The following is a 22661-nucleotide window of genomic DNA, read 5'->3' on the forward strand; positions in this document are numbered from 1 at the left end:
GATTTTTGCGACGAATAAATTGAGCACTGAAAACCCTAACAACTAGATATGAAACCTTTAGAACATACCTTAGAAGAAGAAGTAGAAGTCTTGATTGAAGACTTGGTGGATAAGGAAGAGTATGACCTTGTGGTATTTAATGACGATGTTAATACGTTTGAGCATGTGTCCAAAGTATTGATCAAAGTCTGCAAACATTCTCAGGAACAAGCTGAGCAATGTACCCTGATTATTCATTATAAAGGAAAATGCGCTGTCAAGAAAGGGAGCCAGTCCACATTGAAGCCTATGTGCGAGTCAATTCTGGACGCAGGCATTCAAGCGGCCATTGTATAACAAAACCTGAGTGAACTTTCCATCCAAACTAATCGAAGATGCAGTCAGTGAAATAAGCCGGCTACCTGGCATCGGCAAAAAAACAGCCTTAAGACTGACCCTGCATCTTCTCAGGCAACCCGAAACTTTCTCCCAAACCCTTACCGAGGCCATTTCTAAGCTCCGGACTGAAATCCAATATTGTAAAAAGTGCCATAACATCTCCGATCAAGACGTTTGCTCTATTTGTCTAGGCGCCCGTCGTGATAGATCTACGATTTGTGTGGTAGAGGATATTCCCGATGTGCTGGCAATTGAAAACACCTCGCAGTATAACGGACTTTATCATGTCCTAGGAGGTGTAATCAGTCCTATCCAGGGTATAGGACCAGAAGAGCTAAAAATCGCTTCACTTTTGAGTAGAATTGATTCTCAGAAATCTGATGATCCAGTTCAGGAAGTAATTCTAGCGTTAAGCGCAACCATGGAGGGCGATACCACTTCCTTTTTTATAACAAGGAAACTTAAAGAAAAAGGGATTAAGGTCAGCACTATTGCTCGCGGTATTCCAATAGGTGGAGAACTAGAATATACCGATGAGGTAACTTTAGGCAGAAGTATTCTAACAAGAGTAAATTATAATCTCGAATAATTTCGAAAAAACTTAACTCATTTCCTTTGTGGAATTGATCGCACTCTCTATATTTGCACTCACAAAAAGGGGGATTAGCTCAGTTGGCTAGAGCGCTACACTGGCAGTGTAGAGGCCATCGGTTCGAATCCGTTATCCTCCACATCAATAGCTTGTCATCTGACAAGCTATTTTTTTGTACTTACCCTAACACTATCTACCTATCTATCAAATACTTAAGGTAAAATTTGGAAATAGAAAAAAAATCAAACTATTTTGCACGCTAAGTATGTTAAGGGGGTGAATACCGCCAACCAAACCACTATTACATGAATATCAGAGCCATCTGCACAGATATCGACGGCACTTTATTGAATAAAGACCGAGAAATTTCTAGAAGAACCATCCAAGCCATCCAAAGCCTTCCCAAAGATTTTCCCATTATTTTAGCCTCCTCCCGTATGCCGTCAGCCATGATCCATCTCCAAAAAGTTTTGGACCGGATTGAAAATCCGCTGATCTGCTATAATGGTGGTTATGTTGTCAATTATCTTTCTGCAGATCGGCATATATTGGGGGATGTATGTATCCCTTTAAATATCTGTGCAAAAATTCAGGACTTTTCCTTAGACACTTCGATTCACTTGAGCCTCTACGGTAGAGATGATTGGTTTGCTCCAAAAATGGACTTTTGGACAGAAAGAGAAATCCGAAACACCAAAGTCAACCCTTCAATCCAGCCTTTTGAATCAGTAATTGATCACTGGAACGACCGGGGCTGTGGAGCGCATAAGGTAATGTGTATGGGGCCTGCTGAAGAAATACAGACCCTATTTGATCAACTTCAAGACTCAGTAAGCCACGAGGTACATCTTTACAGATCCAAAGATACCTATATTGAAATTGCCCCTAAGAAAATATCAAAAGCCTCAGCTTTATCAGATGTGCTTAGTTTCAATTACGATATCGATATGTCTGAAGTAATGGCATTTGGCGATAATTATAACGATATAGACTTGCTACAGGCTGCAGGACACGGTGTGGCAGTGGGAAATGCGAGACCTGAAGTCAAGGCAATTGCCAATGAGATAACGACTGCAAGTATCGATGATGGCGTAGCTGAAATGATCGAAAAATATTGCTTAAGTTAAAGCAGACCATCTCCACTTTCGGCTTCATCTGTAGCCCTATATAGAAAATCCATGTAGGGCTGCATTTTATTAAAGGTGTCCAATGCAATATCAACAGTATTCCCCTTTTCAATTTCTTGGTCGGAAATTTTCGTAATGACTTCAAAGCTTTTGTAACGAAGAAGGTCAATGTGCGGGTGGTCGAGATCATAATCTCTAGGAGAGGTCTTTAGCTTTTCACCATAAAGTCCGCCAAATCTTTTCTTAAAATCCGGCTCACCCATGATCCTTTTGAGCTCTTCACCCGAGTAATCAATTTCCTGCCGCACCTGCTTTAACAATTGCGCGGGAGGATGATAAAGCCCTCCCCCTACAAAGCTCCCTTCTGGCTCTACGTGAAGGTAATACCCCGGTCCGATAGACTTTTTACTGCCTCGGGAAAAATATGCTGCCATGTTAATTTTATATGGCATCTTGTTGGGACTAAAGCGCATATCGCGATTTTGCCGAAACACACAATCTTTTGGCATGAGACTTTCCAAACCCGGATCGAGGTGCTTTAGGCCGTTGAGCAATTCACCCGTCTTTTCCAGAAACTCTTCCTTTACTTCTAAAAACCAATCCCTATTATCATCCATCCATCCCTTTTCATTGTTTTGGGCTAGGGTATTCAAAAATTTTAGTGTGTCTGCAGTCATTAAGTCTAAAGGTTATCAGCTTTTGTTTAGATAAAGTCCACCAAGGTTTCCATTTTCATTCCTCGGCTCCCCTTGATCAATATTAGGTAATCCTCAAGAGCGGAATCCTTCAACCAGTTTCTCAAAGAAAAAGGATCAGGAAAATATAATGCTTCAGGTGCATGTTTCAGTGCGGACTTGGTCATCTCTCCGGCAAAGCATACTTTGTCAAAATTGAGTTCCTTCACCAATTGACCCAATTTCTCATGTTCCTCCTCCGTCTGCTCACCTAATTCATACATATCTCCGAGAATGACCATTTTGTGCTTCTTACCGGTCATGGCTCCAAAGGTTTTGATAGCTCCTTCCATACTGGTAGGGTTAGCGTTGTAGGCGTCAAGCACTATCAAATTGCTTCTTTTTTCCACCAGCTGTGAGCGCATATTGGACGGGGTATATGTGCATATCGCTTCCACAGCCTTTTCCTCCTCCACTCCAAAGAAACTGCCTACCGCCAAAGCTGTGGCTATGTTTTCAAAATTATAGATCCCCAACATTTTACTCTGGTGTATCTTTCCATCAGATGACTTGAACTTTACAAAAGGGTCCGCACTAACGAATTCCACTTGATAGTCATCTCCTTGTTGAGGATATAGAAAAGGATCCCTCATCCGCTTGACCATATTCATCAAAATAGGGTTTTCACTGTTCACAAAGATTTTCCCGTCATTTGCAATGAGGTGCTGGTACATTTCAGTTTTGGTTCTTAATACACCGTCAAAACCTCCAAAACCTTCTAAATGGGCTTTGCCAATATTGGTAATCAATCCATGAGTAGGCTCGGCAATGGCACACAGCTCAGCAATATCCCCAATTTTGTTGGCTCCCATTTCCACAATACCTAGTTCCACTTTCTTGTTCATACCCAATAATGTCAGGGGCACGCCGATGTGATTGTTTAGGTTACCCTTGGTGGCAAAGGTTTTAAACTTCTGGCTCAAGACTGCATTAAGTAGCTCCTTAGTTGTTGTTTTCCCATTTGTTCCGGTTATAGCAAGTATAGGAATCCCAAGCTGCCTACGGTGATGAGTCGCCAATTGCTGCAAAGTAGTGAGTACATCATCAACGAGTATATAGCTGTCGTCCTTTTTCCTGGGTAGATAATTTTCATCATCAATCACCGCTACCGAAGCCCCGTTTTTCAAAGCAGTTGCCGCAAATTCATTGGCATTAAAACTTGGCCCTTTGAGGGCAAAAAACATATTTCCAGGCTGGATATGACGGGTATCGGTACTGATGCCGGAAGCATCTTTATAGGCTGAATAAAGCTTCTGCAGGTTCATGGTTACAAAAATTGGGTTCTAACTCCCAAAATAAATCAATGCCGGACATCTTCGCATCAATTCTTCCGTTTATTTTAAGTAATTTTAGTATCTATTCTTGCTAAACCGATGAAGTACCCACTTGTTTTCACTTTTCTCTTACTATACACCTCCACTTATTCCCAACAGCTTTTTGAATTCAATACTTCCGTACAACTAGAAATAGAGGGTAACACACTTATAAACCCCTATGCCGGAGGTATCAATGCGGCTCAATTTCAGACTTTGGATGTGACTGGTGATGGCAATGAGGAATTAATTGTTTGGGACCGAAATACCCGAAATCTGTTGGTTTTTGAAGAAATAGAGGGGCAACATGTGCACAGACCGGAACTTACCTACTTGTTCCCATTAGACTTAGGCGGCTATTTGATCTTGGCAGATTTTGACAATAACGGTCAGAAGGATCTATTTACCAGCAGTCCATTCGGAATTAAAGCGTACAAGAACACCGCCCCTGCTGGCTCCCCTCCTACTTGGGAAGTTGCCAGTGAATTTTTACGACTTGAAAACAACTCCAATCTGCAGGCGAACAACTTGGATATTCCAGTCATCATCGATTTGGATGGAGATGGAGATTTGGACATTCTTACATTCAATTTCGCCACTGGAGATTATCTGGAATACTTTGAAAACACCAGCGTGGAACGAACAGGGCGACCTGGGATTGATGGTTTTGTTAGAAAGACAATCCGCTGGGGGAATTTCGAGTTTTGTGGCTGCGAACACTTTGCCTTTGGCTTCACCTGTGGGGGGAATCCCATTCAAGAAGCCCACACTGGGGAAAATCTGCGAACAGAACACCTCGGAGGACACAGTTTGCTTTTACATGATTTCACAGGAAACGGGGCAGTTGATATGCTTCTAGGTCAGGATCAATGCAACACGCTTTACTTTCTTCCCAACACCGGCACTAATACCGAACCGGAATTCAACTCCTTCTCTACCTCGTTACCTGGGTTGGGAGAATTACCAGAATTCCCAATCTTCCATGTGGGTAGTCTTTATAAAAACGATTTGTTGATTTCCACAAATGCTTCCAGCCAAGCCCAAGAATATGGAATCGACTTTTCGACCAGCATCAAGAGGTTTATTGGAGAAGGTGACGGCTGGGCTGCTCAAGGGCAACCTTTTTTACAGTCGGACATGGTTGATCTAGGAGAAAATGCCAGACCTTTATTTAGAGGAAACCAGCAGGATGGGGAGCTTTTGGTTACCAGCAATCAGTCCATTGGAGAATCCACCGTTGGAGCTATTACCAGGTTTACACTTGGGCAAGATGGTTTTGTCTTAAGTGATAGGGATTACCTTAACTTTTCACAATTAGGATTCTTGGACCTACAACTTTTGGAAACCGATGGTTATTATTTTTTCTCGGGGGTTCAAATCATAAACTTCAGCCCTGTAAGAAAGCTATTTTGGTCAAGGAATGGTTTTCAGCATGTAGCTGAAAATGAAATCAGCCTTCCTGAAATCAGTTTGAGGGGTAATGACCACTTAGAATTTTTTAAAGAAGACGGCAATCATTATTTACTCGTATCAAGGCAAACTGGAGAATTGATCTTGTTTCGGGCCAATCTTTCCGACAGTCCTTCTTTCGCGCTCTTGGAAAGAAATTATCTAGGTTTCGGCGATAATCCCGTCAACCGAAATCGGGCTGTAAAGGTGGTGGGCAATGATCTTTATGCCACCGACCAAAGAGGAATTCTAACCCACTATCCTAATTTCAGACAGGGAGCCAATGGAAATGATAATCTTTTGCAAATAAATGGAGCAGCCACAATCACTAGATTGGGAAGAAGTACATGGGTTAGCTCAATTCCCTCTTCTCTGGGCGGAAATGAAGATTTACTTTTGGGGACCGGTGCTGGTGGGTTGATTTATTTGTCCCCTCTTGGTGATCAGGGAAACGGAGAACCTTCTAGATTGCAAATAAAAGTGTACCCTAATCCCACAACAGACGTGGTACAAGTCATTACCAGTTTAACTGGCGAGCTTCAGCTGATAAATCCTATGGGACAGATCCTCCAAGACGGATTGCCAATTCAAAGTCAACGCTTAACCGAAATTGACCTTAAGCAATACCCGAAAGGTATTTATATTATAAGAGTCTTAAGTCCTGATGGAGGCCGTGCCAGCAAAAAAGTAATCAAACTGTAATTTCAAAACCATCCGCATCTTCCAACGCCGGAAACTTCTTGCGGAAAGCCAAAAGTGGTTCTTTTTCTAAGGTGATGGTTGATATTTCTTCTCTGTCTTCTAAAAAGCAAATTGTTTCTCCTTTGAAAGTATAAGCGCCAGTATGACCGACATAGGGCACCTGATTGCCATCAGTACCGATTCGGTTGACACCAAATGAGTAGCTGACATTTTCCATCGCCCTTGCCTGAAGAAGCACATCCCAGGCATTGACGCGTGGGGCGGGCCATGAGGCAATAAAAAATATCACATCATAAGCTGGCTCTCCGTCTTTCAACCAATTCCGACTCCAAATCGGGAAGCGTAAGTCATAACAGATTTGTGGCAATAATTTCCAACCTTTCAATTCCACGATGATATTTTCCTCACCGCGGCTGAAATGCTCATCCTCCCCTGCCATTCCAAATAGATGTCTTTTGTCATAGTGCTCTACCTCACCTTCAGGTGTTACCCACAAAAGCCTATTGTAATAATGGCCTTCCTCTTTGATAATAACACTTCCGGTAACCACTGCTTTGGTCTGGGCCGCCATTTGCTTCAGCCATTTAGTGGCATGAAGGTTCATGGGCTCGGCAAGCTCCTGGGCATCCATGGAAAAGCCCGTGGCAAACATCTCCGGCAACACTATTAAATCAACCTGCTCCTTGATTGACCAGATCTTCTCTTCAAACATGGCTAGGTTTGCAGCTTTGTCTTTCCAGTACAGATCCGATTGGATCAGGGCAATTTTCAGGTTGTCGTTCATAGTTTCGTTATAAAAAAGATAACCGCTGAGGCGCAGAGGGCCCAGAGTAAATATTTCTCTGTGACCTCTGGATCTCTGCGGTTTAATTTATTTTCTTTTCTTTATCTTAATGGATACACCATGCGGTAATCCGTAGCTATTTTCCCTTTACTTACATCGATCAGTTTACTTTTGATCAGTCTTTTCTTCAAACCTTTGACATAGTCGACAAAAAGAATTCCCTCTAAGTGATCGTACTCATGCTGAATCACACGAGCAGTCATTCCAGAGAATTCTTCTTCCTGAAGGTTCCAGTTTTCATCAAAATACTCAATTGTTAATTTTTCTGGTCGAATGATTTCGGCTCTGACATCGGGAATACTCAAACAGCCTTCCTCAAAACCAAAATGGTCTCCATATTCGTCCAAAATAATCGGATTGATAAACGCACGACGGATTCCTTTCTCCTCCTCTTCCTCATCCAGCATCAAGGAGCTATCGATTACAAACAAGCGAATACCTTTGTTTATTTGTGGTGCAGCAAGGCCTACGCCTGAGGCATGTCCCATGGTGTCTAACATGTCAGAAATCAAACCAGAGACATCGTCCCCTTCCTTGATTTCTTCCGCTTCTTTCTTGAGTATAGGGTTTCCGTAAGCAACTATCGGATAAATCATAATTGATCTAAGTAGGTTTGTAATATGATGGCAGCACTGACTTTATCCAGGTTGCCCGCTTTTTCTTTTCTGTCTTTTTTCTTGCTTCCCATGGTGATCATGGATTGCATGGCCATTTTTGAGGTGAATCTTTCGTCCACTAGCACGACCTTTTTATCGGGGTATTTGTTAGCCAATCTACCTTTTAGGTTGATGGCTGGCTGGGTCATTTGCGTGTCCGTCCCATCAAGTGATTTTGGGTGACCTACCACGATGGTGTCCACCTCTTCCTTGGCGAAATAATTCTCCAAGTAGGTAAGAAGGATTTTGGTATCCACAGTCTCCAATGGATTGGCCGTAATCTTCAGCATATCGGTAACGGCTATGCCGGTCCTTTTTGTTCCCAGATCAATGGCTATAATTCTCCCCATTAGTTCGATTGGATTTTGATCTTGACTTTTCTTTTCACTTCCCTTTCCAGTTCCAAAGCTTTTGGAAACAGCAAGTCATTTTCAATTTTGGCGTGGATGGCCAGCTCTCTTTCGAAATTCTGTAAGTGGTAATAGAGTACTTTTATCTCCATCGGTGCACTGACTTCTAACTGGTAATCCTCGGTAAGCTTGCGGATTCCTTCCATTTCGTCATCATGCACCTCATGGGCATGAGCTAAGTGAGCAATACTTTTCACCTCCAGAAACCTTAATGCATCCACCAAGTTGTAGTCCCCCTCTTCCAAGTGATGTAGTAGAGCAATCCTTTTGAACAAAGTATCTTCCTCCTCATGAATATGGTGGACAAAATCATCCACAAACAGAGGAAACATCAACCCCATGTCAGCAAGCAGTTCCTTATATTTCCCCTCCACTTTTATCCCTGCTATCATGTTAGAGAGGAAAGGCAGTTGCTGGCAGACGAAATCATAGTGTTTTTTTCGCAGGTATTCCACCAACACTTCAATGGGATGGAGATAGAGTTCCTCGGCGGAGGGTTCCTTCTGGGCAGCCCATATTTCCAACTCCGCCATTACCTGGGAAGCCTTAACACGAAACTTGCCACAGACCTCTTCAAGTGATTTTTCTTTGTATTGGAAAAAGCTGATGCCGAAGTAATGCAATACCGCCGCAAAGACATAATTATCTTTGACGAGATCTGCAATCGAGAGGTGAGAACTGTGTTTAGCATTCGGCATACAATTACAAAAGTAAAATTTTTTGATGTAAAAAGAGGTTAAAATGGTCACCGAAATTGAATTTCTTACGTTTATAAAAACGAAATAGGGTAGAACCTTGTTAAGTTGTATATTTGGAATTATGCTTATTCCAGCCTTTTTTTAATTTAATAGCCTAAAGATACCGTGAGCGAAGAAAAAAATAAATCAAACCACGAAGACGTGAATCAAAAGAAAAACACCTCAGCTCAAATCCGATTACCTATCATTTTGGCCTTGGCCATATCTGCTGGTATTTGGATTGGGGCGACATTTGCAGAACCGAAATCAGATCGTAACGACCTGAAAGCGGCCCTTTATAAAATTCAGGAAATCATCACCTACATCAACCGAGATTATGTGGACAGTGTCAACACCAACGAACTCGTTGAGCATGGCATTGAAAAGATGTTGGAGAAACTAGACCCGCACTCTGCTTATATTCCTGCCAAAGACGCCCAGTTGGCTAAATCCCAACTTGACGGCGAGTTTGACGGTATAGGGATTGAGTTTGGCGTATTGAGGGATACTATATATGTGGTGGCTCCACTTACAGGAGGGCCTTCAGAGAAAGTAGGACTTCAATCAGGTGACCAGATTATTAAAGTGGATGGTGAAACCGTGGCTGGAACTGGAGTGACAAATAGGGATGTATTTGACCTATTAAGAGGACCGAAAGGAAGCAAAGTTGAACTTACTGTAAAAAGGAAGACCAGCAGTGACCTAATGGATTACACCATTACTAGAGATAAAATCCCACAATACAGTGTCAATGCGACCTATATGGTCAGTGATGAGATCGGCTATATCAAAGTGACAAGGTTTGCAGCCACTACTTATGAGGAGTTTAAAGCTGCTGTTGAAGAATTGAAGGAGAAAGGTATGAGCAAACTTATCCTTGACCTTCAAGGCAATCCAGGCGGTTACATGGGAGCTGCCATCAACATGGCTGATGAGATTTTGGGAGAAAATGCCATGATCGTATCCCAGCAGGGCAAATTGAACAGATATAATCAGAAAGCCTTTGCGGTGAAGCCAGGCATATTCGAGGATGGCTCAGTGATCGTATTGATCAACGAAGGAAGTGCTTCTGCATCAGAGATTGTTGCAGGTGCCATTCAAGACAATGACCGTGGACTGATTGTGGGTAGAAGATCTTTTGGAAAAGGACTAGTTCAAATGCCTATTGACCTTTCGGATGGTGCTGAGTTAAGATTGACCATTGCCAGATACTATACGCCTTCCGGTAGATCTATCCAGAAGCCTTATGGCGATGGTGATGATTATGGAAAGGATTGGCTTAACCGTTATGAGCATGGAGAATTCTTCTCCGCTGATAGTATCAAGTTTGATGACAGCTTGCGATATGAGACCAAAGGTGGTAGAGCCGTATTTGGTGGAGGTGGTATTATGCCAGATTACTTTGTGCCACTGGACACCACTATGAATAGCCCTTATGTAGGCAAACTCTTCAGCTCTGATTCAGCAAGAGAATTTATCCTTGGGTATGTGGACAATAATAAAGACAAATTTGAAAACATGACCTTTGAGGAATACTACAACAACTTTGAGGTTTCCGAATCCATGCTGAAAGAACTGATCAAAATCGGTGAGGAAAACAAAGTCAAGTTTGACGAAAAGGATTACAAAAAATCGAAGGATTACTTGAAGATTTTGGTGAAAGCCCATATGAGTAGAAATATTTATGACGACAACGCTTTCTATAAAATCGTCAATGACATAAATGAGGTTTATCAGCGAGCACTCAATCTTTTTGATGAGGCGGCTAACCTTGCTTTTCAAGAAAATCCTTAATAGAAGATAAATAGTAAAAAGCGGATAGATTATTTTATCCGCTTTTTTATTGTCTATTCATTTCTACCAAACTCTGCTTCTATGAAACTCCTTTATCTATCTCTTTGCCTTTTAGCATTATTGCCTATGACTACTAACGCCCAAGATATTCAAGTCAGACTAAACCATCTTGCCTTACAGGTAAAGAATTTGGAAACCAGCAGGGAGTTTTATAAAGATGTGGTTGGCTTACCCCAGATATCAGATCCTTTCAATGATGATATTCATGCCTGGTTGGACATGGGAGGCAGTCAGCTACACTTGATAGAGGGCGGCAAGGATGAAGGAGAAAAGGATAAAAACAATCATTTATGCTTTAGTGTAGATGACATGGATGCTTTTATTGAGAAGCTGAGAAAACATAATATCACTTTCAGCGATTGGCCAGGTAAAGAAGGCGCCATCACTACCCGACCAGATGGTATCCAACAAATCTATTTCCAAGACCCTGATGGTCATTGGATCGAAGTGAATGATGATCATTTTGGCTGAGGAACTTCAAACCGCACACGTATTTACATACTAACCCACTCATAAATAATGGCTACCCAATTAAGGGTAGCCTTTTATCATTTTGGTAATTACTATTAAGATGCAATTATGGTCAATTTAATATTGATCCAAATCTGCTTCACTATCCTAAAACCCATATGGACCCGAAGAGGAGGTGCATAGGAGCCGATTTGGAAATAAGTTTAGCGTAAGGTTACGGTAAACTTTTTCATTGCTTTAACTTAGTCTTCGTTACTATACAGATCACTTGGCCATCTGTCATTACTACTGTTGATATCAGGAAGAATGCGATCAGGATCTATTTGGATGGAGGTAACTTTTTTGTCAGTAGAAATCATATGATTCCAGCTGTCCCCTCTTTGCCAAATCTCTACAGGAAGCATTTTTCTCTCCTTTGAGCCATCATCAAATGTGATCTCCATCAAAACCGGCATAGGTATCCCTCCTCGGTTTGAAATAGCCACAACATAATTTCCAGGGCCATATGGGTACACGCCGTCAATAGCTAAATCTATGTTTTCTGTGCCATAGAACCAACCGTTCCAGAACCAGGAAAGGTTTTCTCCGGCCACATTCTCCATGTGGTTGAAAAAGTCGTTAGGTTGAGGGTGTTTAAATGCCCAAGTTTTAATATATGATTTGAAAGCATTGTCAAAACGCTCCTCCCCCAAGATATATTCTCTCAACATAATCAGCCCCATCGCAGGCTTCATATAGGCAATCATACCCAAATTTCTTACGTTAGCTACATCAGGATAAGTATCAATTCCTTCTCTGTCTTTACTGGTCAGCCAATTGGTAAATCTTCTGGTCTGATTTAAAGTAGAGCTGTACTCACCTTCATTGAAATCCAAAGTGCTGTAGTGGTTGATAAAAGTATTGAACCCTTCATCCATCCAAGCGTACCTTCTTTCGTTGGTGCCTACGATCATCGGGAACCAGTTGTGTCCAAACTCGTGGTCTGTTACACCCCACAGGGATTCTCCGGTGGATTCATACCCACAGAAGTTCAACCCTGGATACTCCATCCCTCCAATGTCAGCAGCTACGTTTACTGCAGCAGGGTAAGGATATTCATACCATTTTTCAGAATAATGCTCGATTGAGGCTTTGCTGTACTCGGTAGATCGGCTCCAGGCATCTTCCCCGTCACTTTCCTTCGGGTATGCCGATTGGGCTATAATTTTTTTACCGCTTGGTAAATTGATTCTAGCTGCATCCCAAATAAAGGCCTTCGAAGAAGCAAAAGCCACATCTCTGGAATTGCTGATTTTGTAATGCCAAGTCACCTTACCATCCTGACGTGGACGGGTAAGGCTCGTATTTCCAACCTCATCCGGACTAATGATATAAACCGTAGAATCGCTATCAGCAGCTCTGCTCAACCTGTTTTGCAATTCTCTCGGGACTACCTGATTCGTATTTTGAAGCGCTCCAGAACCTACCACGATATGATCGAAAGGCACGGTAACTTTATAATCAAACTCACCATAACCAAGATAAAACTCTCCAGCACCAAGATAGGGCTCAACATTCCAGCCCGTCACATCATCAAAAACCGCAACTTTAGGATACCATTGGGCCAAAGCGTAAATCACGCCATCCTCAACCTCAAGTCGCCCCATACGGTCCATGCCTTGTACAGGAATCTTGAATTTGAAATCCATGGAGATAGTCGCCTGACCGCCGTTGGCAGGAATAGGCTCATCAAAGAATACCTGCATTCTGGTATCGTCAATCAAATGACGGCTAGAACTTCCGCCTCTTCTACCTACTCTTGCGCTTACATTTTCAATTTCATACCCCCCATCTGTATCGCCGGAATACCGGTTGCCCTGAATTGGGGTAGTCAAAGTACCTCTGCTGTCCTCTTTAAACCTATTTTGCTCCATATGAAGCCACACAAAATCTAGGTCCATGGGGCTATTGTTGTGATAGGTAATTGTCACTGTGCCCCCTAGAGTATGTTCGTCCTCATCTAGTTCCACCTCCATGACATAATCGGCACCGTTTTGCCAATATTGATGCCCAGGGGTACCCATTGCGGTACGGAATGGAGAGCCTTGTCTATAAGTAAATTCATTGAATTTCTCCTGTTGGGTAGTGGTGGCCTGCTGTGCATCCACAGCGGTCAGCATCCCCACAAGAGAACAGGAAAGAAAAATTTTCCGCCAAACGTTCTTCATGTTGTATATGGAATTTTTGTTATCCTGCTAAAATAGGAAAAAAAAATCAGGCAGTGGGGTAAAGACCCCCCTATATACACAAAATGCAAAAAAATTGCATTTAGCTTAAATGACAAATTTATACCTTTGTGGGCTTAATCAACCCTTATTATCTTACTATGAGAAAAGTTTTACTTAGTTTGATTACTCTAAGCGTAGCGTTTGGAGCTCAGGCCCAACAGGATACCACTATGGTAGATTTGTCCGAGGTGGTCATTAAGGAAAACAGAATGGAAATCCCATTCAATAAGACATCGAGAAATATCAGTATCATCGGCCGAAAGGCAATTGAAACTACTCCAGCAAGGAGCTTGCAGGAAGTACTTTCCTTTACTCCTGGCGTGGATGTACGCCAGCGCGGTGTCAGCGGAGTGCAGGCCAATATCGGCATAAGAGGTGGCAGTTTTGAGCAAACCCTTATGTTGCTCAACGGCATCAAACTCACCGACCCACAGTCTAATAACCACATGATGAACATCCCTCTTCCCCTTCAGGGGATAGACCGCGTGGAGGTACTCAAAGGACCAGGCTCAAGAATTTATGGTCAAAATGCCTTTGCTGGAGCAGTGAATATTGTAACTAGATTACCTGAGAGCAAAAGTCTAAATTTTCAAGCTTATGGAGGAGGATTTGGATCGAGAGGTACCAGTTTGGTTACTTCCCTTCCCCTAGCCGGCGGCAAATACAAACAAACCTTAAGCTTTAGCCATGATGCCTCCGATGGGCACTGGCACAATTCTGATTTCAAGGTTAGCAATCTGTTTTACGAGGGCGGTCTTGACCTAAAACCCAGTCATGAGGTCAGAGTAATGGCAGCTTTAAGTGACCGTACTTTTGGTGCAAACGGATTTTACACCGATGCCTTTCCGGACCAGTGGGAAAGCGTACAGACTGGTTTGGCAGCTCTTAGCCATACTTATAAAAAGGATGCGGTTTGGGTACAAACCAGAGCCTACTGGAGAAGAAATATTGATGAATTTCGCTTAAGAAGGTTTGAGCCAGAGTTTTTCACCAACAATCATGTTTCCGATGTGTTAGCTTTGGAAGCCAACGGCCGGTATGAGCACAGCCTGGGTACCACCGGATTTGGAGTAGAAGGCCGAAAAGAGATGATTGATAGCAATAATCTTGGGCAACGAGAAAGAGAGTTCCTAGGAGCCTTTGCCGAGCATAGGATAGAATTTCTGGACAAATTCGACTTCCGAGCTGGTCTTTATTCCAATTATTATGATGAGTATGGCTGGAAACATTTCCCTGGAGCGGAGCTTGGTTATCAATTGAGTAACAGCTCGAGATTTTATACCAACTTTGGGATAAGCTACCGAATCCCATCATTCACAGAGCTCTATTACGAAGACCCCAGTAATCTGAGCAACCCGGATTTGCAACCTGAGCAGGCAAGGAGCTTTGAGTTTGGTTACATTTTTAGCAGAAAAGGATTCAGGTTTGAAACGGTGTACTTCAACAGATACACCGATAATCTTATTGACTGGAACCGCGCTCCTAGCGATGAGGATGTGAACCCTAACCGATGGACGCCAAGAAACGTCAGCGAGGTAACTTTCAATGGATTTGAAACTTCAGTAACCTATGCAGCAAATTGGGGTGGGACCAATGCGATGTTAAAGGAACTGTCCTTGTCCTACAATTTCATAGATGCCAACTTGACTCAGGCTGAAGGAGTGGATAGCAGGTTTGCCCTAAGCGCAATGAGAAATCAGTTTATCGCCGGTATACAAGCACAATTTACAGAAAGAGTCGAGCTTACCGTAAAAGGCCGATACATAGAAAGAATGGCTTTGGATCCGTATTTCCTCATGGATGCTAGGATAGACTTTAATAGACTTAAAACGTTTGGGTTCTTCGCGGAAGTCTCTAATATTACTGATACTGAATATATTGAGGCGGGATTTGTCCCAATGCCTGGACGTTGGGGGCGGGCAGGAATTACCGTAAACCTTTATTAACACAAAAGCTCTCGTCTTAGGCGGGAGCTTTTTGTTTATACCTTATCGTGGAAATTGGGCAAAAGTCCGGGGATTTGAAATCAACCCTTTTCCATATAGATCCTTTCCTAAATTACTGGCAAATCTATCCATTACATTCATACTACTATGGATGGGAGCTCCATGAGCACCTATTTGAGCCAGATACACATTGGATAAATCTTCTTTATCAATGAGAAAGCATTGGAATTCCATGTTGGAACGGAAAACAGAATCCCCATCTATAAATACTTCTTCTTGATAGATAGCCCGAGCATTAACCAGGAGAATAGCTTCCACGTCAATTTCGGCAAGCTTATTCATAAAATCTTGGTAACTGACAGGGCGATGGATGGCAAAATATTGGTCAGCGCTATGGACTTTGGTCCCTTGAAGATTTCTGGATATAGACTGCCCAAGGTCCCTTCTGAATTTTTCTTGAGCTAAGCTATTAAACTGACCATACAGGACATAATTGTAATTTTCTTCATCCCAATCGTAAAACATTTCCTCCGAATCCGAATACAAAAGAAGCACACTGCTGTATCGGAGGGTTTGAGCATTAGGGTCTAGCAAGTGGCTATTGACATTGACGGTAGCGCAGGCAAATGCTAGAAATAAAAGGGGGACTAATAACAGGCTCTTCTTCATACTAAATATTACTTTATACAAAGCAAAAAGGTTGCATATTATTGGCAATAAGTAATTAATTTAAGAATCTTTGACTAGGAGTGATATTTTAACAAGATGGTGCCAAAGTTTTCATTACACTAACAATCCGTTGTATTTATCCAATTTTTTATACAGATAACCATGTAATTTTTCATGAAAGATATTAATTTGCCTCTCTTTAGATTTTTTAAGGATAAACATTAGGCTTAAATGTTTTTTTTCCCGTTTTTCAAAGTGAAGATAAAACAGAGCCCTTAATGAAATACGTGTTGATGTTAGCTTGCCTGATGACAATTGTATCTTGTCAGTCGGACAACGAGGAGAAGTTGAGATTATTAAATTCAAAATTTACACCGGGCTGCTATAGCTTTAGCGGTGATGGCAGTACAATAGCCTTTGAGATTAAGCAGAACTACTCCAAAGTGGAAGGTAGTTTAAGTTATGATAAGGTCGGAAAGGATAGGAACACTGGTTATTTTGAAGGACAAGTTGAGGACAATATGCTGATTGGTACATATACCTTTCGCGTAGAAGGTCAAGAGCGTACTCGGCAGGTTGCATTCCAATACGATCAAGGTGAATTGAAGGAAGGTTTCGGCATACTTAGTCAAGATGGAACCACCTTTAGAAACCCAAAACAACTGGATTATACTTCATCCCCGTCTCTTCGTCGAACAGATTGCTATGCTCCTGTAATGACTGGTGTTGACGATACTAATGAATTGTATTCTCAAGTTCATTTGGCACTATTTAGCCCAGAGCAAGTTGAAACAAAATTAAAACCAGTAAACAAAAAAACCGAAAAGCCAGCTTATTTGATTTTCAACACAGATAATACTAAGGCCGAGATTTTCTTTCCTGGTCAGCATAGAAGTATGGTCTTAAGAAAAACGCATCAAGGCAATTGGGCAAACGCCCAATACACATTGTCTAGCTTAAAAGGTTATACACTTTATCATAATACCGACCCAATCTACAACAGTTGGGAGTAGGTAAAAATAGCGTTAAATTTTCCAGTTCATTATCAATAACTTAAAAACAAACTTTGAGATTTTCGCTTTTTTAATTTGCAGCAATCAAATTTAAAACTACCTTTGCAATCCCATTACAACGGTAATGGGATAAAGAAATCGGGAGTTTAGCTCAGTTGGTTCAGAGCATCTGCCTTACAAGCAGAGGGTCGGGGGTTCGAATCCCTCAACTCCCACCATTATACCTTGCATATGGTGAGGTTTTTCAAAATATTATTTCTTGGGTGTTTAGCTCAGTTGGTTCAGAGCATCCCGACCCTACAGGGCGGGAGAGACGGGAGTTTGATTCCGCCAACTCTTACTAAAAAAAAAATAATAAAAACATTTTGGGAGTTTAGCTCAGTTGGTTCAGAGCATCTGCCTTACAAGCAGAGGGTCGGGGGTTCGAATCCCTCAACTCCCACATTTTAAGCCTCACATGAGGCTTTTTTTGGTTATAAACTATTTTTTTTTGAAAGCCGTTCTCTATATACTTTTCTCTAAAAAACTCGACAGGTTTTATATTGGCCACACAACAGAACCTATCGAGGAAAGACTTCGCAAGCACTTATCTGACCATACCGGTTTTACCTCAAAAGCAAAAGATTGGGAAATCGCACACCTGGAGCCTTTTCCAGACAAGACTCAAGCTTATCGAAGGGAATTAGAGATAAAAAGATGGAAAAGTAAGCATAGAATTAAGAAACTAATCAATCCAACTCTCTAGCTCAGATGGTTCAGTGCATCCCGACCCCACGGGGCGGGAGGGTCGGGGGTTCGAATCCCTCAACTCCCACATTTTAAGCCTCACATGAGGCTTTTTTTGGTTATAAACTATTTTTTTTTGAAAGCCGTTCTCTATATACTTTTCTCTAAAAAACTCGACAGGTTTTATATTGGCCACACAACAGAACCTATCGAGGAAAGACTTCGCAAGCACTTATCTGACCATACCGGTTTTACCTCAAAAGCAAAAGATTGGGAAATCGCACACCTGGAGCCTTTTCCAGACAAGACTCAAGCTTATCGAAGGGAATTAGAGATAAAAAGATGGAAAAGTAAGCATAGAATTAAGAAACTAATCAATCCAACTCTCTAGCTCAGATGGTTCAGTGCATCCCGACCCCACGGGGCGGGAGGGTCGGGGGTTCGAATCCCTCAACTCCCACATTTTAAGCCTCACATGAGGCTTTTTTTGGTTATAAACTATTTTTTTTTGAAAGCCGTTCTCTATATACTTTTCTCTAAAAAACTCGACAGGTTTTATATTGGCCACACAACAGAACCTATCGAGGAAAGACTTCGCAAGCACTTATCTGACCATACCGGTTTTACCTCAAAAGCAAAAGATTGGGAAATCGCACACCTGGAGCCTTTTCCAGACAAGACTCAAGCTTACCGAAGGGAATTAGAGATAAAAAGATGGAAAAGTAAGCATAGAATTAAGAAACTAATCAACCCAACTCTCTAGCTCAGATGGTTCAGTGCATCCCGACCCCACGGGGCGGAAGGGTCGGGGGTTCGAATCCCTCAACTCCCACATTTTAAGCCTCACATGAGGCTTTTTTTGGTTGAAGTACCAATCTCCAGCTCCATCTTCACATCACACCTCTCATATTTTCCACACTCTTTAACCGCGCTTACGAAACCAGCCTTTTGATAAAGCTTTAGAGCAGATTGGAGTTTAGAGCTACTGTATAAAATAATTTTTGCAGCCCCTTTCTCCTTTGCCTTTTCTGTTATTGCCTCCAATAATATCAAGCCTATTCCTTTCCCTTGATGAGAGGGAAGCACACCCATTTTTATCACCTCGTAGACCCTTTCCTCACCGGTTTTGACTAATGCCACGGTCCCCACAATCTCACCATTTAATTTGGCAAACAACACCTCTCCTCCTTTATCCATAATATAGCCTTGAGGATCATCCAGCTGAGCGATGTCAAATGGCTCCAGTGAAAAATACTGCTCCACCCATTCTTTATTGATACTGGCAAAATAAGGAGCCAGATCAGCAGTGTAATCGACTATTTCCAAGTTTTCCATATTCAAATTTAACCATAAAAAAGCTCCCAAATCCAAAGACTTGGGAGCATTTTATTTAAAACGATTAAGGCTGGATTTAGATTAAATGTCAAATTTAATCCCCTGCGCCAATGGCAATTCTGTTGTATAATTAATAGTATTGGTTTGCCTTCTCATGTAAGCCTTCCAGGCGTCAGATCCGGATTCTCTACCTCCACCGGTTTCTTTTTCACCTCCAAAAGCCCCACCAATTTCAGCCCCTGAGGTACCGATATTGACATTTGCAATTCCGCAGTCAGAACCGGCTACAGAAAGGAACAATTCTGCTTCACGCATATTGGTAGTCATGATAGCAGAAGAAAGACCCTGAGGCACTCCATTATGCTTCTGAATCGCTTCTTCCAATTCAGAGTACCTCATGATATAAAGAATCGGTCCAAAAGTTTCATGCTGCACGATTTGGAAATGATTTTCTGCCTCGTAAATACATGGCTTCACATAGCAGCCAGACTCATACCCCTCACCTTCCAGCACACCTCCTGCAACGACTTCTTTACCTCCTTCGGCTTTCACTTTCTCGATAGCTCCAAGGTAGGCGTCTACAGCATCTTTATCGATCAATGGACCCATATGATTTTTCTCGTCCAGAGGATTCCCGATAACCAATTTAGTATAAGCGGAAGCAAGTCGATTTTTCACTTCCTCATATACGCTGTCATGAATGATCAACCTTCTTGTCGAAGTACAACGCTGCCCACATGTACCCACTGCTCCGAAAAGCGCTCCTCGGATAGCAATGTCCAGATCCGCATTTTTGGTGATTATGATAGCATTGTTTCCACCTAACTCCAAAAGTGACCTGCCCAATCTAGAGCCTACTGCCTCACCGACCAATTTACCCATTCGGGTGGAACCTGTGGCTGAAACCAAAGGAACTCTTGGATCGTGAGATAGGTATTCGCCAACTTTGTAATCTCCGATTATAATAGATGAAATACCTTCCGGCAAATCATTGGCTTTGAATACCGAGGCTGCAATATGCTGGCAGGCCAGACCTGAGATTGGAGCTTTTTCAGATGGCTTCCAAACACAAACGTCACCACAAACCCAAGCCAACATGGTGTTCCAAGACCAAACGGCCACCGGGAAATTGAAAGCCGAAATAATACCCACTATTCCTAATGCATGCCATTGCTCGTACATTCTGTGACCGGGGCGCTCGGAATGCATGGTAAGCCCGTAAAGCTGGCGGGAAAGGCCTACCGCAAAGTCACAAATGTCAATCATCTCCTGAACTTCACCAAGGCCTTCTTGATATGATTTGCCCATCTCATAAGAAACAAGCTTTCCAAGGTCCTCTTTTCTTTCTCGAAGTGCATTGCCAATTTGTCTTACAATCTCACCCCGTTGTGGAGCAGGCATTTTTCTCCATATTTTAAAAGCTTCCTCTGCTTTGGTGATGACTTGTTCATAGCCTTCGCGGCTTGAAACCTGTACTTTGGCAATTACCTCTCCATCCGCTGGGGAAGAGGAGGTGATATATTCTCCATTGGTGTCAATCCAATCGTTACCGGTGGAAGTACCCAAGTTCTCATCTTTGATCTGAAGCCTTTGCAGAGCTTCCTTTATTCCAAAATTATCTGCCATGAATTTAAGATTACAATTTTATCAAATAGTACTATTTCAAATCTACTACATTACACCTCCACGCCCAAGGAACCTCAGCAAAAAAACACCTTATCTGCCTAACCCGTCTTTCGAAAAAGAACAGCTCACAAAAAAGGCCGCCCAAAATGGACGGCCCTTTCATCTAACATAAACCAACTAAACACTACCAATAATTTTATTTATCCAATTCGACTTCGAAGTATGCCTGCTGCCCGCTTGAGTAAACACCTAGGATCATTACCTCTTCGCCTTTGTTTTTCTTTAATACTTCAATCAAATGCTCGGCATTTTTTATTTTCGTTCTACCGATTTGAGTAATCACGAATCCTTCTCTAACACCGGTTTCTTTCCATTTGTCATTGTTCAAAGATGTAATCACCGCACCGCCATCAATGTTCAAACGGTCTTTGATATTACCTCTTACATCCTCAAAACCTACACTCTCAAATTCTGTGGTCTTTGGTACCTCACGCTTAACTATTTTTGTGTCGCCGCTAAAGTTTTTAAGAGTCGCCTTTGTAGTCTCTTCCTTGCCATCACGGATATATTTGATCTCTACCTTATCCCCAGGCCGCTTTCTTGCCACCATTTCTTGAAGCTTGGAAGTAGTATAAGTAGTTACACCATCTACTCCAATAATTACGTCTCCGGATTTCAATCCTGCTTCGGCTCCACCGCTTCCTTCATTGACCTCTATCACGTAAACACCGCGGTTTTCTTTGATCTCTTTTCCAAGGTATTCGGCCAACTCAGGGCTGACATCATTAATCTGCACTCCTAATAAACCCCTCTGCACTGTTCCGTATTCAAGTAAGTCATCCATTACTTTCTGAACGATGGAACTTGGAACTGCAAAAGAATATCCGCTAAACCCTCCTGTACGTGAGGCGATGGCTGTATTGATCCCAATGATTTCTCCAGCGAGATTTACAAGCGGTCCGCCTGAGTTACCTGGATTCACCGCAGCATCTGTCTGAATAAATGCTTCTACCTGCAAATTGTTTTCATCGCGAAGAATTCTAATGTTTCTAGCCTTTGCACTGATGATACCCGCGGTCACCGTAGAGGTCAAATCCATCGGATTACCCACAGCCAAAACCCACTCTCCTACTTTTGCCACGTCTGAATCACCAAACCTAATAAAAGGCAAACCGGTATCTTCAATTTTCAACAATGCCAAGTCAGTTGTTGGATCGGTCCCGATCACTTTGGCAGTATACCTTCTGTTGTCCTCAAGAGTTACTTCAACTCTATTAGCGTTCTCGATTACGTGATTGTTTGTAACGATATAACCATCCTGGGAAATTATAGCACCAGAGCCTGAGCTTCTAGCTTCCCTACTAGGTCCTTCACGAGGCTCGGGGGATTTGAACCCAAAGAACTCTTCAAACGGACTAAATCCTCGGCCCTGCTGCCCCACTGTCACCGTGCTCCTAACGTGTACTACAGCAGGAGTAACCATTTCGGCCGAAGCCACGAAGTTAATACCATCGGGAACATTGAAGCGTTCATCGCTTAGCCAGTTGACCAAGCTGGTATTGTTATCGTTATTGAAATTTGTAGTCGCGGGCTGTTGATTGGCAAAATAGCTGGCTCCAGCTAAAGCCACAATACCACCTATCAAGGATGCCAACACTATCCCAAGAAAAAACTGGCTTCTATTCATATTATTCAAATTTTTACTTTCTTTTACTTCAATACACGAAATTTACAGGATTGGGTTCCTATTGGTCAAGTACTACAACTAGTATTTAACACCATTTAACCCACATTTGGGTTTGTTAGCATTCT

The 22661-nt window shown here is 42.3% G+C and carries 22 protein-coding genes and 5 tRNA genes; 16 read left to right on the forward strand and 11 right to left on the reverse strand.

All coding sequences use genetic code 11. The features are described 5' to 3' along the window. The first annotated feature begins 48 nt into the window (after positions 1-48). The 4 genes from FPL27_RS16505 to FPL27_RS16520 all read left to right on the forward strand — a co-directional run bounded on the left by FPL27_RS16505 (position 49) and on the right by FPL27_RS16520 (position 2097). Complete coding sequence (locus FPL27_RS16505) at positions 49-336, forward strand: ATP-dependent Clp protease adaptor ClpS (protein ID WP_143962336.1); 288 nt, start codon at positions 49-51, stop codon at positions 334-336. Between the two features lie 10 nt (positions 337-346). Beyond that, positions 347-967, forward strand: a complete 621-nt coding sequence (recR, locus tag FPL27_RS16510; RefSeq protein WP_143962337.1) for a recombination mediator RecR — start codon at positions 347-349, stop codon at positions 965-967. A 68-nt stretch (positions 968-1035) separates the two neighbouring features. Further along, positions 1036-1109, forward strand: a tRNA-Ala gene (locus tag FPL27_RS16515). 166 nt (positions 1110-1275) lie between these two features. Continuing rightward, positions 1276-2097 carry a Cof-type HAD-IIB family hydrolase gene (locus tag FPL27_RS16520; protein WP_143962338.1) on the forward strand — a complete coding sequence of 274 codons (822 nt, stop codon included), beginning with the start codon at positions 1276-1278 and terminating at the stop codon, positions 2095-2097. Here FPL27_RS16520 and FPL27_RS16525 read toward each other — a convergent pair. Next, positions 2094-2774 (reverse strand): DUF2461 domain-containing protein, encoded by a 681-nt coding sequence (locus tag FPL27_RS16525; protein WP_143962339.1) that lies wholly within the window; start codon positions 2772-2774, stop codon positions 2094-2096. The two genes, FPL27_RS16520 and FPL27_RS16525, sit on opposite strands and share 4 nt — an antisense overlap. Positions 2775-2800: 26 nt before the next feature. Then, complete coding sequence (locus tag FPL27_RS16530; protein WP_143962340.1) at positions 2801-4096, reverse strand: UDP-N-acetylmuramoyl-tripeptide--D-alanyl-D-alanine ligase; 1296 nt, start codon at positions 4094-4096, stop codon at positions 2801-2803. Between the two features lie 108 nt (positions 4097-4204). Here FPL27_RS16530 and FPL27_RS16535 point away from each other — a divergent pair, with 108 nt between their 5' ends. After that, positions 4205-6295, forward strand: a complete 2091-nt coding sequence (locus FPL27_RS16535; protein ID WP_143962341.1) for a T9SS type A sorting domain-containing protein — start codon at positions 4205-4207, stop codon at positions 6293-6295. Here the strand turns inward: FPL27_RS16535 and FPL27_RS16540 are convergent. From FPL27_RS16540 to FPL27_RS16555, 4 genes are all read right to left on the reverse strand, one after another. Beyond that, positions 6285-7079, reverse strand: coding sequence for an amidohydrolase (locus FPL27_RS16540; protein WP_143962342.1), 795 nt, complete (start codon positions 7077-7079; stop codon positions 6285-6287). The genes FPL27_RS16535 and FPL27_RS16540 overlap by 11 nt on opposite strands. A gap of 101 nt (positions 7080-7180) precedes the next feature. Then, positions 7181-7735, reverse strand: coding sequence for a peptide deformylase (def, locus tag FPL27_RS16545; RefSeq protein ID WP_143962343.1), 555 nt, complete (start codon positions 7733-7735; stop codon positions 7181-7183). Beyond that, on the reverse strand, positions 7732-8145 hold the full coding sequence (ruvX, locus tag FPL27_RS16550) for a Holliday junction resolvase RuvX (RefSeq protein WP_143962344.1): 414 nt from the start codon (positions 8143-8145) through the stop codon (positions 7732-7734). The genes def and ruvX overlap by 4 nt, the downstream gene beginning before the upstream one ends. Next, positions 8145-8903 carry a hemerythrin HHE cation-binding protein gene (locus FPL27_RS16555; protein WP_143962345.1) on the reverse strand — a complete coding sequence of 253 codons (759 nt, stop codon included), beginning with the start codon at positions 8901-8903 and terminating at the stop codon, positions 8145-8147. The genes ruvX and FPL27_RS16555 overlap by 1 nt, the downstream gene beginning before the upstream one ends. Before the next feature lie 201 nt (positions 8904-9104). Between FPL27_RS16555 and FPL27_RS16560 the strand changes: the two genes are divergently transcribed. Both FPL27_RS16560 and FPL27_RS16565 read left to right on the forward strand, forming a co-directional pair. After that, positions 9105-10736, forward strand: a complete 1632-nt coding sequence (locus tag FPL27_RS16560) for a S41 family peptidase (RefSeq protein WP_143962346.1) — start codon at positions 9105-9107, stop codon at positions 10734-10736. Positions 10737-10817: 81 nt separating this feature from the next. After that, the gene (locus tag FPL27_RS16565; RefSeq protein ID WP_143962347.1) at positions 10818-11267 is read left to right on the forward strand and encodes a VOC family protein; all 450 of its coding nucleotides are present in this window, start codon (positions 10818-10820) and stop codon (positions 11265-11267) included. A gap of 242 nt (positions 11268-11509) precedes the next feature. Here the strand turns inward: FPL27_RS16565 and FPL27_RS16570 are convergent, their stop codons facing one another. Further along, the gene (locus FPL27_RS16570; RefSeq protein ID WP_143962348.1) at positions 11510-13474 is read right to left on the reverse strand and encodes a M1 family metallopeptidase; all 1965 of its coding nucleotides are present in this window, start codon (positions 13472-13474) and stop codon (positions 11510-11512) included. Positions 13475-13632: 158 nt separating this feature from the next. Between FPL27_RS16570 and FPL27_RS16575 the strand changes: the two genes are divergently transcribed. Then, a complete protein-coding gene (locus FPL27_RS16575; RefSeq protein ID WP_143962349.1) occupies positions 13633-15480 on the forward strand; it encodes a TonB-dependent receptor plug domain-containing protein in 1848 nt (615 codons plus the stop codon). 42 nt (positions 15481-15522) lie between these two features. Here the strand turns inward: FPL27_RS16575 and FPL27_RS16580 are convergent, their stop codons facing one another. Then, the gene (locus FPL27_RS16580; RefSeq protein WP_143962350.1) at positions 15523-16149 is read right to left on the reverse strand and encodes a hypothetical protein; all 627 of its coding nucleotides are present in this window, start codon (positions 16147-16149) and stop codon (positions 15523-15525) included. Between the two features lie 278 nt (positions 16150-16427). Between FPL27_RS16580 and FPL27_RS16585 the strand changes: the two genes are divergently transcribed. The 8 genes from FPL27_RS16585 (at position 16428) to FPL27_RS16610 (ending at position 18651) form a co-directional block, all read left to right on the forward strand. Then, positions 16428-17162, forward strand: coding sequence for a hypothetical protein (locus FPL27_RS16585; RefSeq protein WP_143962351.1), 735 nt, complete (start codon positions 16428-16430; stop codon positions 17160-17162). Between the two features lie 140 nt (positions 17163-17302). Next, a tRNA-Val gene (locus FPL27_RS16590) sits at positions 17303-17380 on the forward strand. A 149-nt stretch (positions 17381-17529) separates the two neighbouring features. Then, positions 17530-17604: transfer RNA gene (locus FPL27_RS16595), tRNA-Val, on the forward strand. A gap of 48 nt (positions 17605-17652) precedes the next feature. Continuing rightward, a complete protein-coding gene (locus tag FPL27_RS16600; protein WP_235893486.1) occupies positions 17653-17907 on the forward strand; it encodes a GIY-YIG nuclease family protein in 255 nt (84 codons plus the stop codon). After that, positions 17906-17969: transfer RNA gene (locus FPL27_RS19870), tRNA-OTHER, on the forward strand. The genes FPL27_RS16600 and FPL27_RS19870 overlap by 2 nt, the downstream gene beginning before the upstream one ends. Positions 17970-18024: 55 nt before the next feature. Then, complete coding sequence (locus FPL27_RS16605; RefSeq protein ID WP_235893486.1) at positions 18025-18279, forward strand: GIY-YIG nuclease family protein; 255 nt, start codon at positions 18025-18027, stop codon at positions 18277-18279. Continuing rightward, positions 18278-18341 (forward strand) — tRNA-OTHER (locus tag FPL27_RS19875). The genes FPL27_RS16605 and FPL27_RS19875 overlap by 2 nt, the downstream gene beginning before the upstream one ends. Before the next feature lie 55 nt (positions 18342-18396). Next, a complete protein-coding gene (locus FPL27_RS16610; RefSeq protein ID WP_235893486.1) occupies positions 18397-18651 on the forward strand; it encodes a GIY-YIG nuclease family protein in 255 nt (84 codons plus the stop codon). 80 nt (positions 18652-18731) lie between these two features. Here FPL27_RS16610 and FPL27_RS16615 read toward each other — a convergent pair whose 3' ends face one another. The 3 genes from FPL27_RS16615 to FPL27_RS16625 form a co-directional block, all read right to left on the reverse strand. Then, positions 18732-19223 (reverse strand): GNAT family N-acetyltransferase, encoded by a 492-nt coding sequence (locus tag FPL27_RS16615; RefSeq protein WP_143962353.1) that lies wholly within the window; start codon positions 19221-19223, stop codon positions 18732-18734. A gap of 81 nt (positions 19224-19304) precedes the next feature. Next, positions 19305-20849, reverse strand: a complete 1545-nt coding sequence (gene amaB / locus FPL27_RS16620; RefSeq protein ID WP_143962354.1) for an L-piperidine-6-carboxylate dehydrogenase — start codon at positions 20847-20849, stop codon at positions 19305-19307. 196 nt (positions 20850-21045) lie between these two features. Then, a complete protein-coding gene (locus FPL27_RS16625; RefSeq protein ID WP_143962355.1) occupies positions 21046-22536 on the reverse strand; it encodes a Do family serine endopeptidase in 1491 nt (496 codons plus the stop codon). Positions 22537-22661: the final 125 nt, after the last annotated feature.

This window comes from Litoribacter populi, from assembly GCF_007483685.1.
Taxonomy (GTDB): domain Bacteria; phylum Bacteroidota; class Bacteroidia; order Cytophagales; family Cyclobacteriaceae; genus Litoribacter; species Litoribacter populi.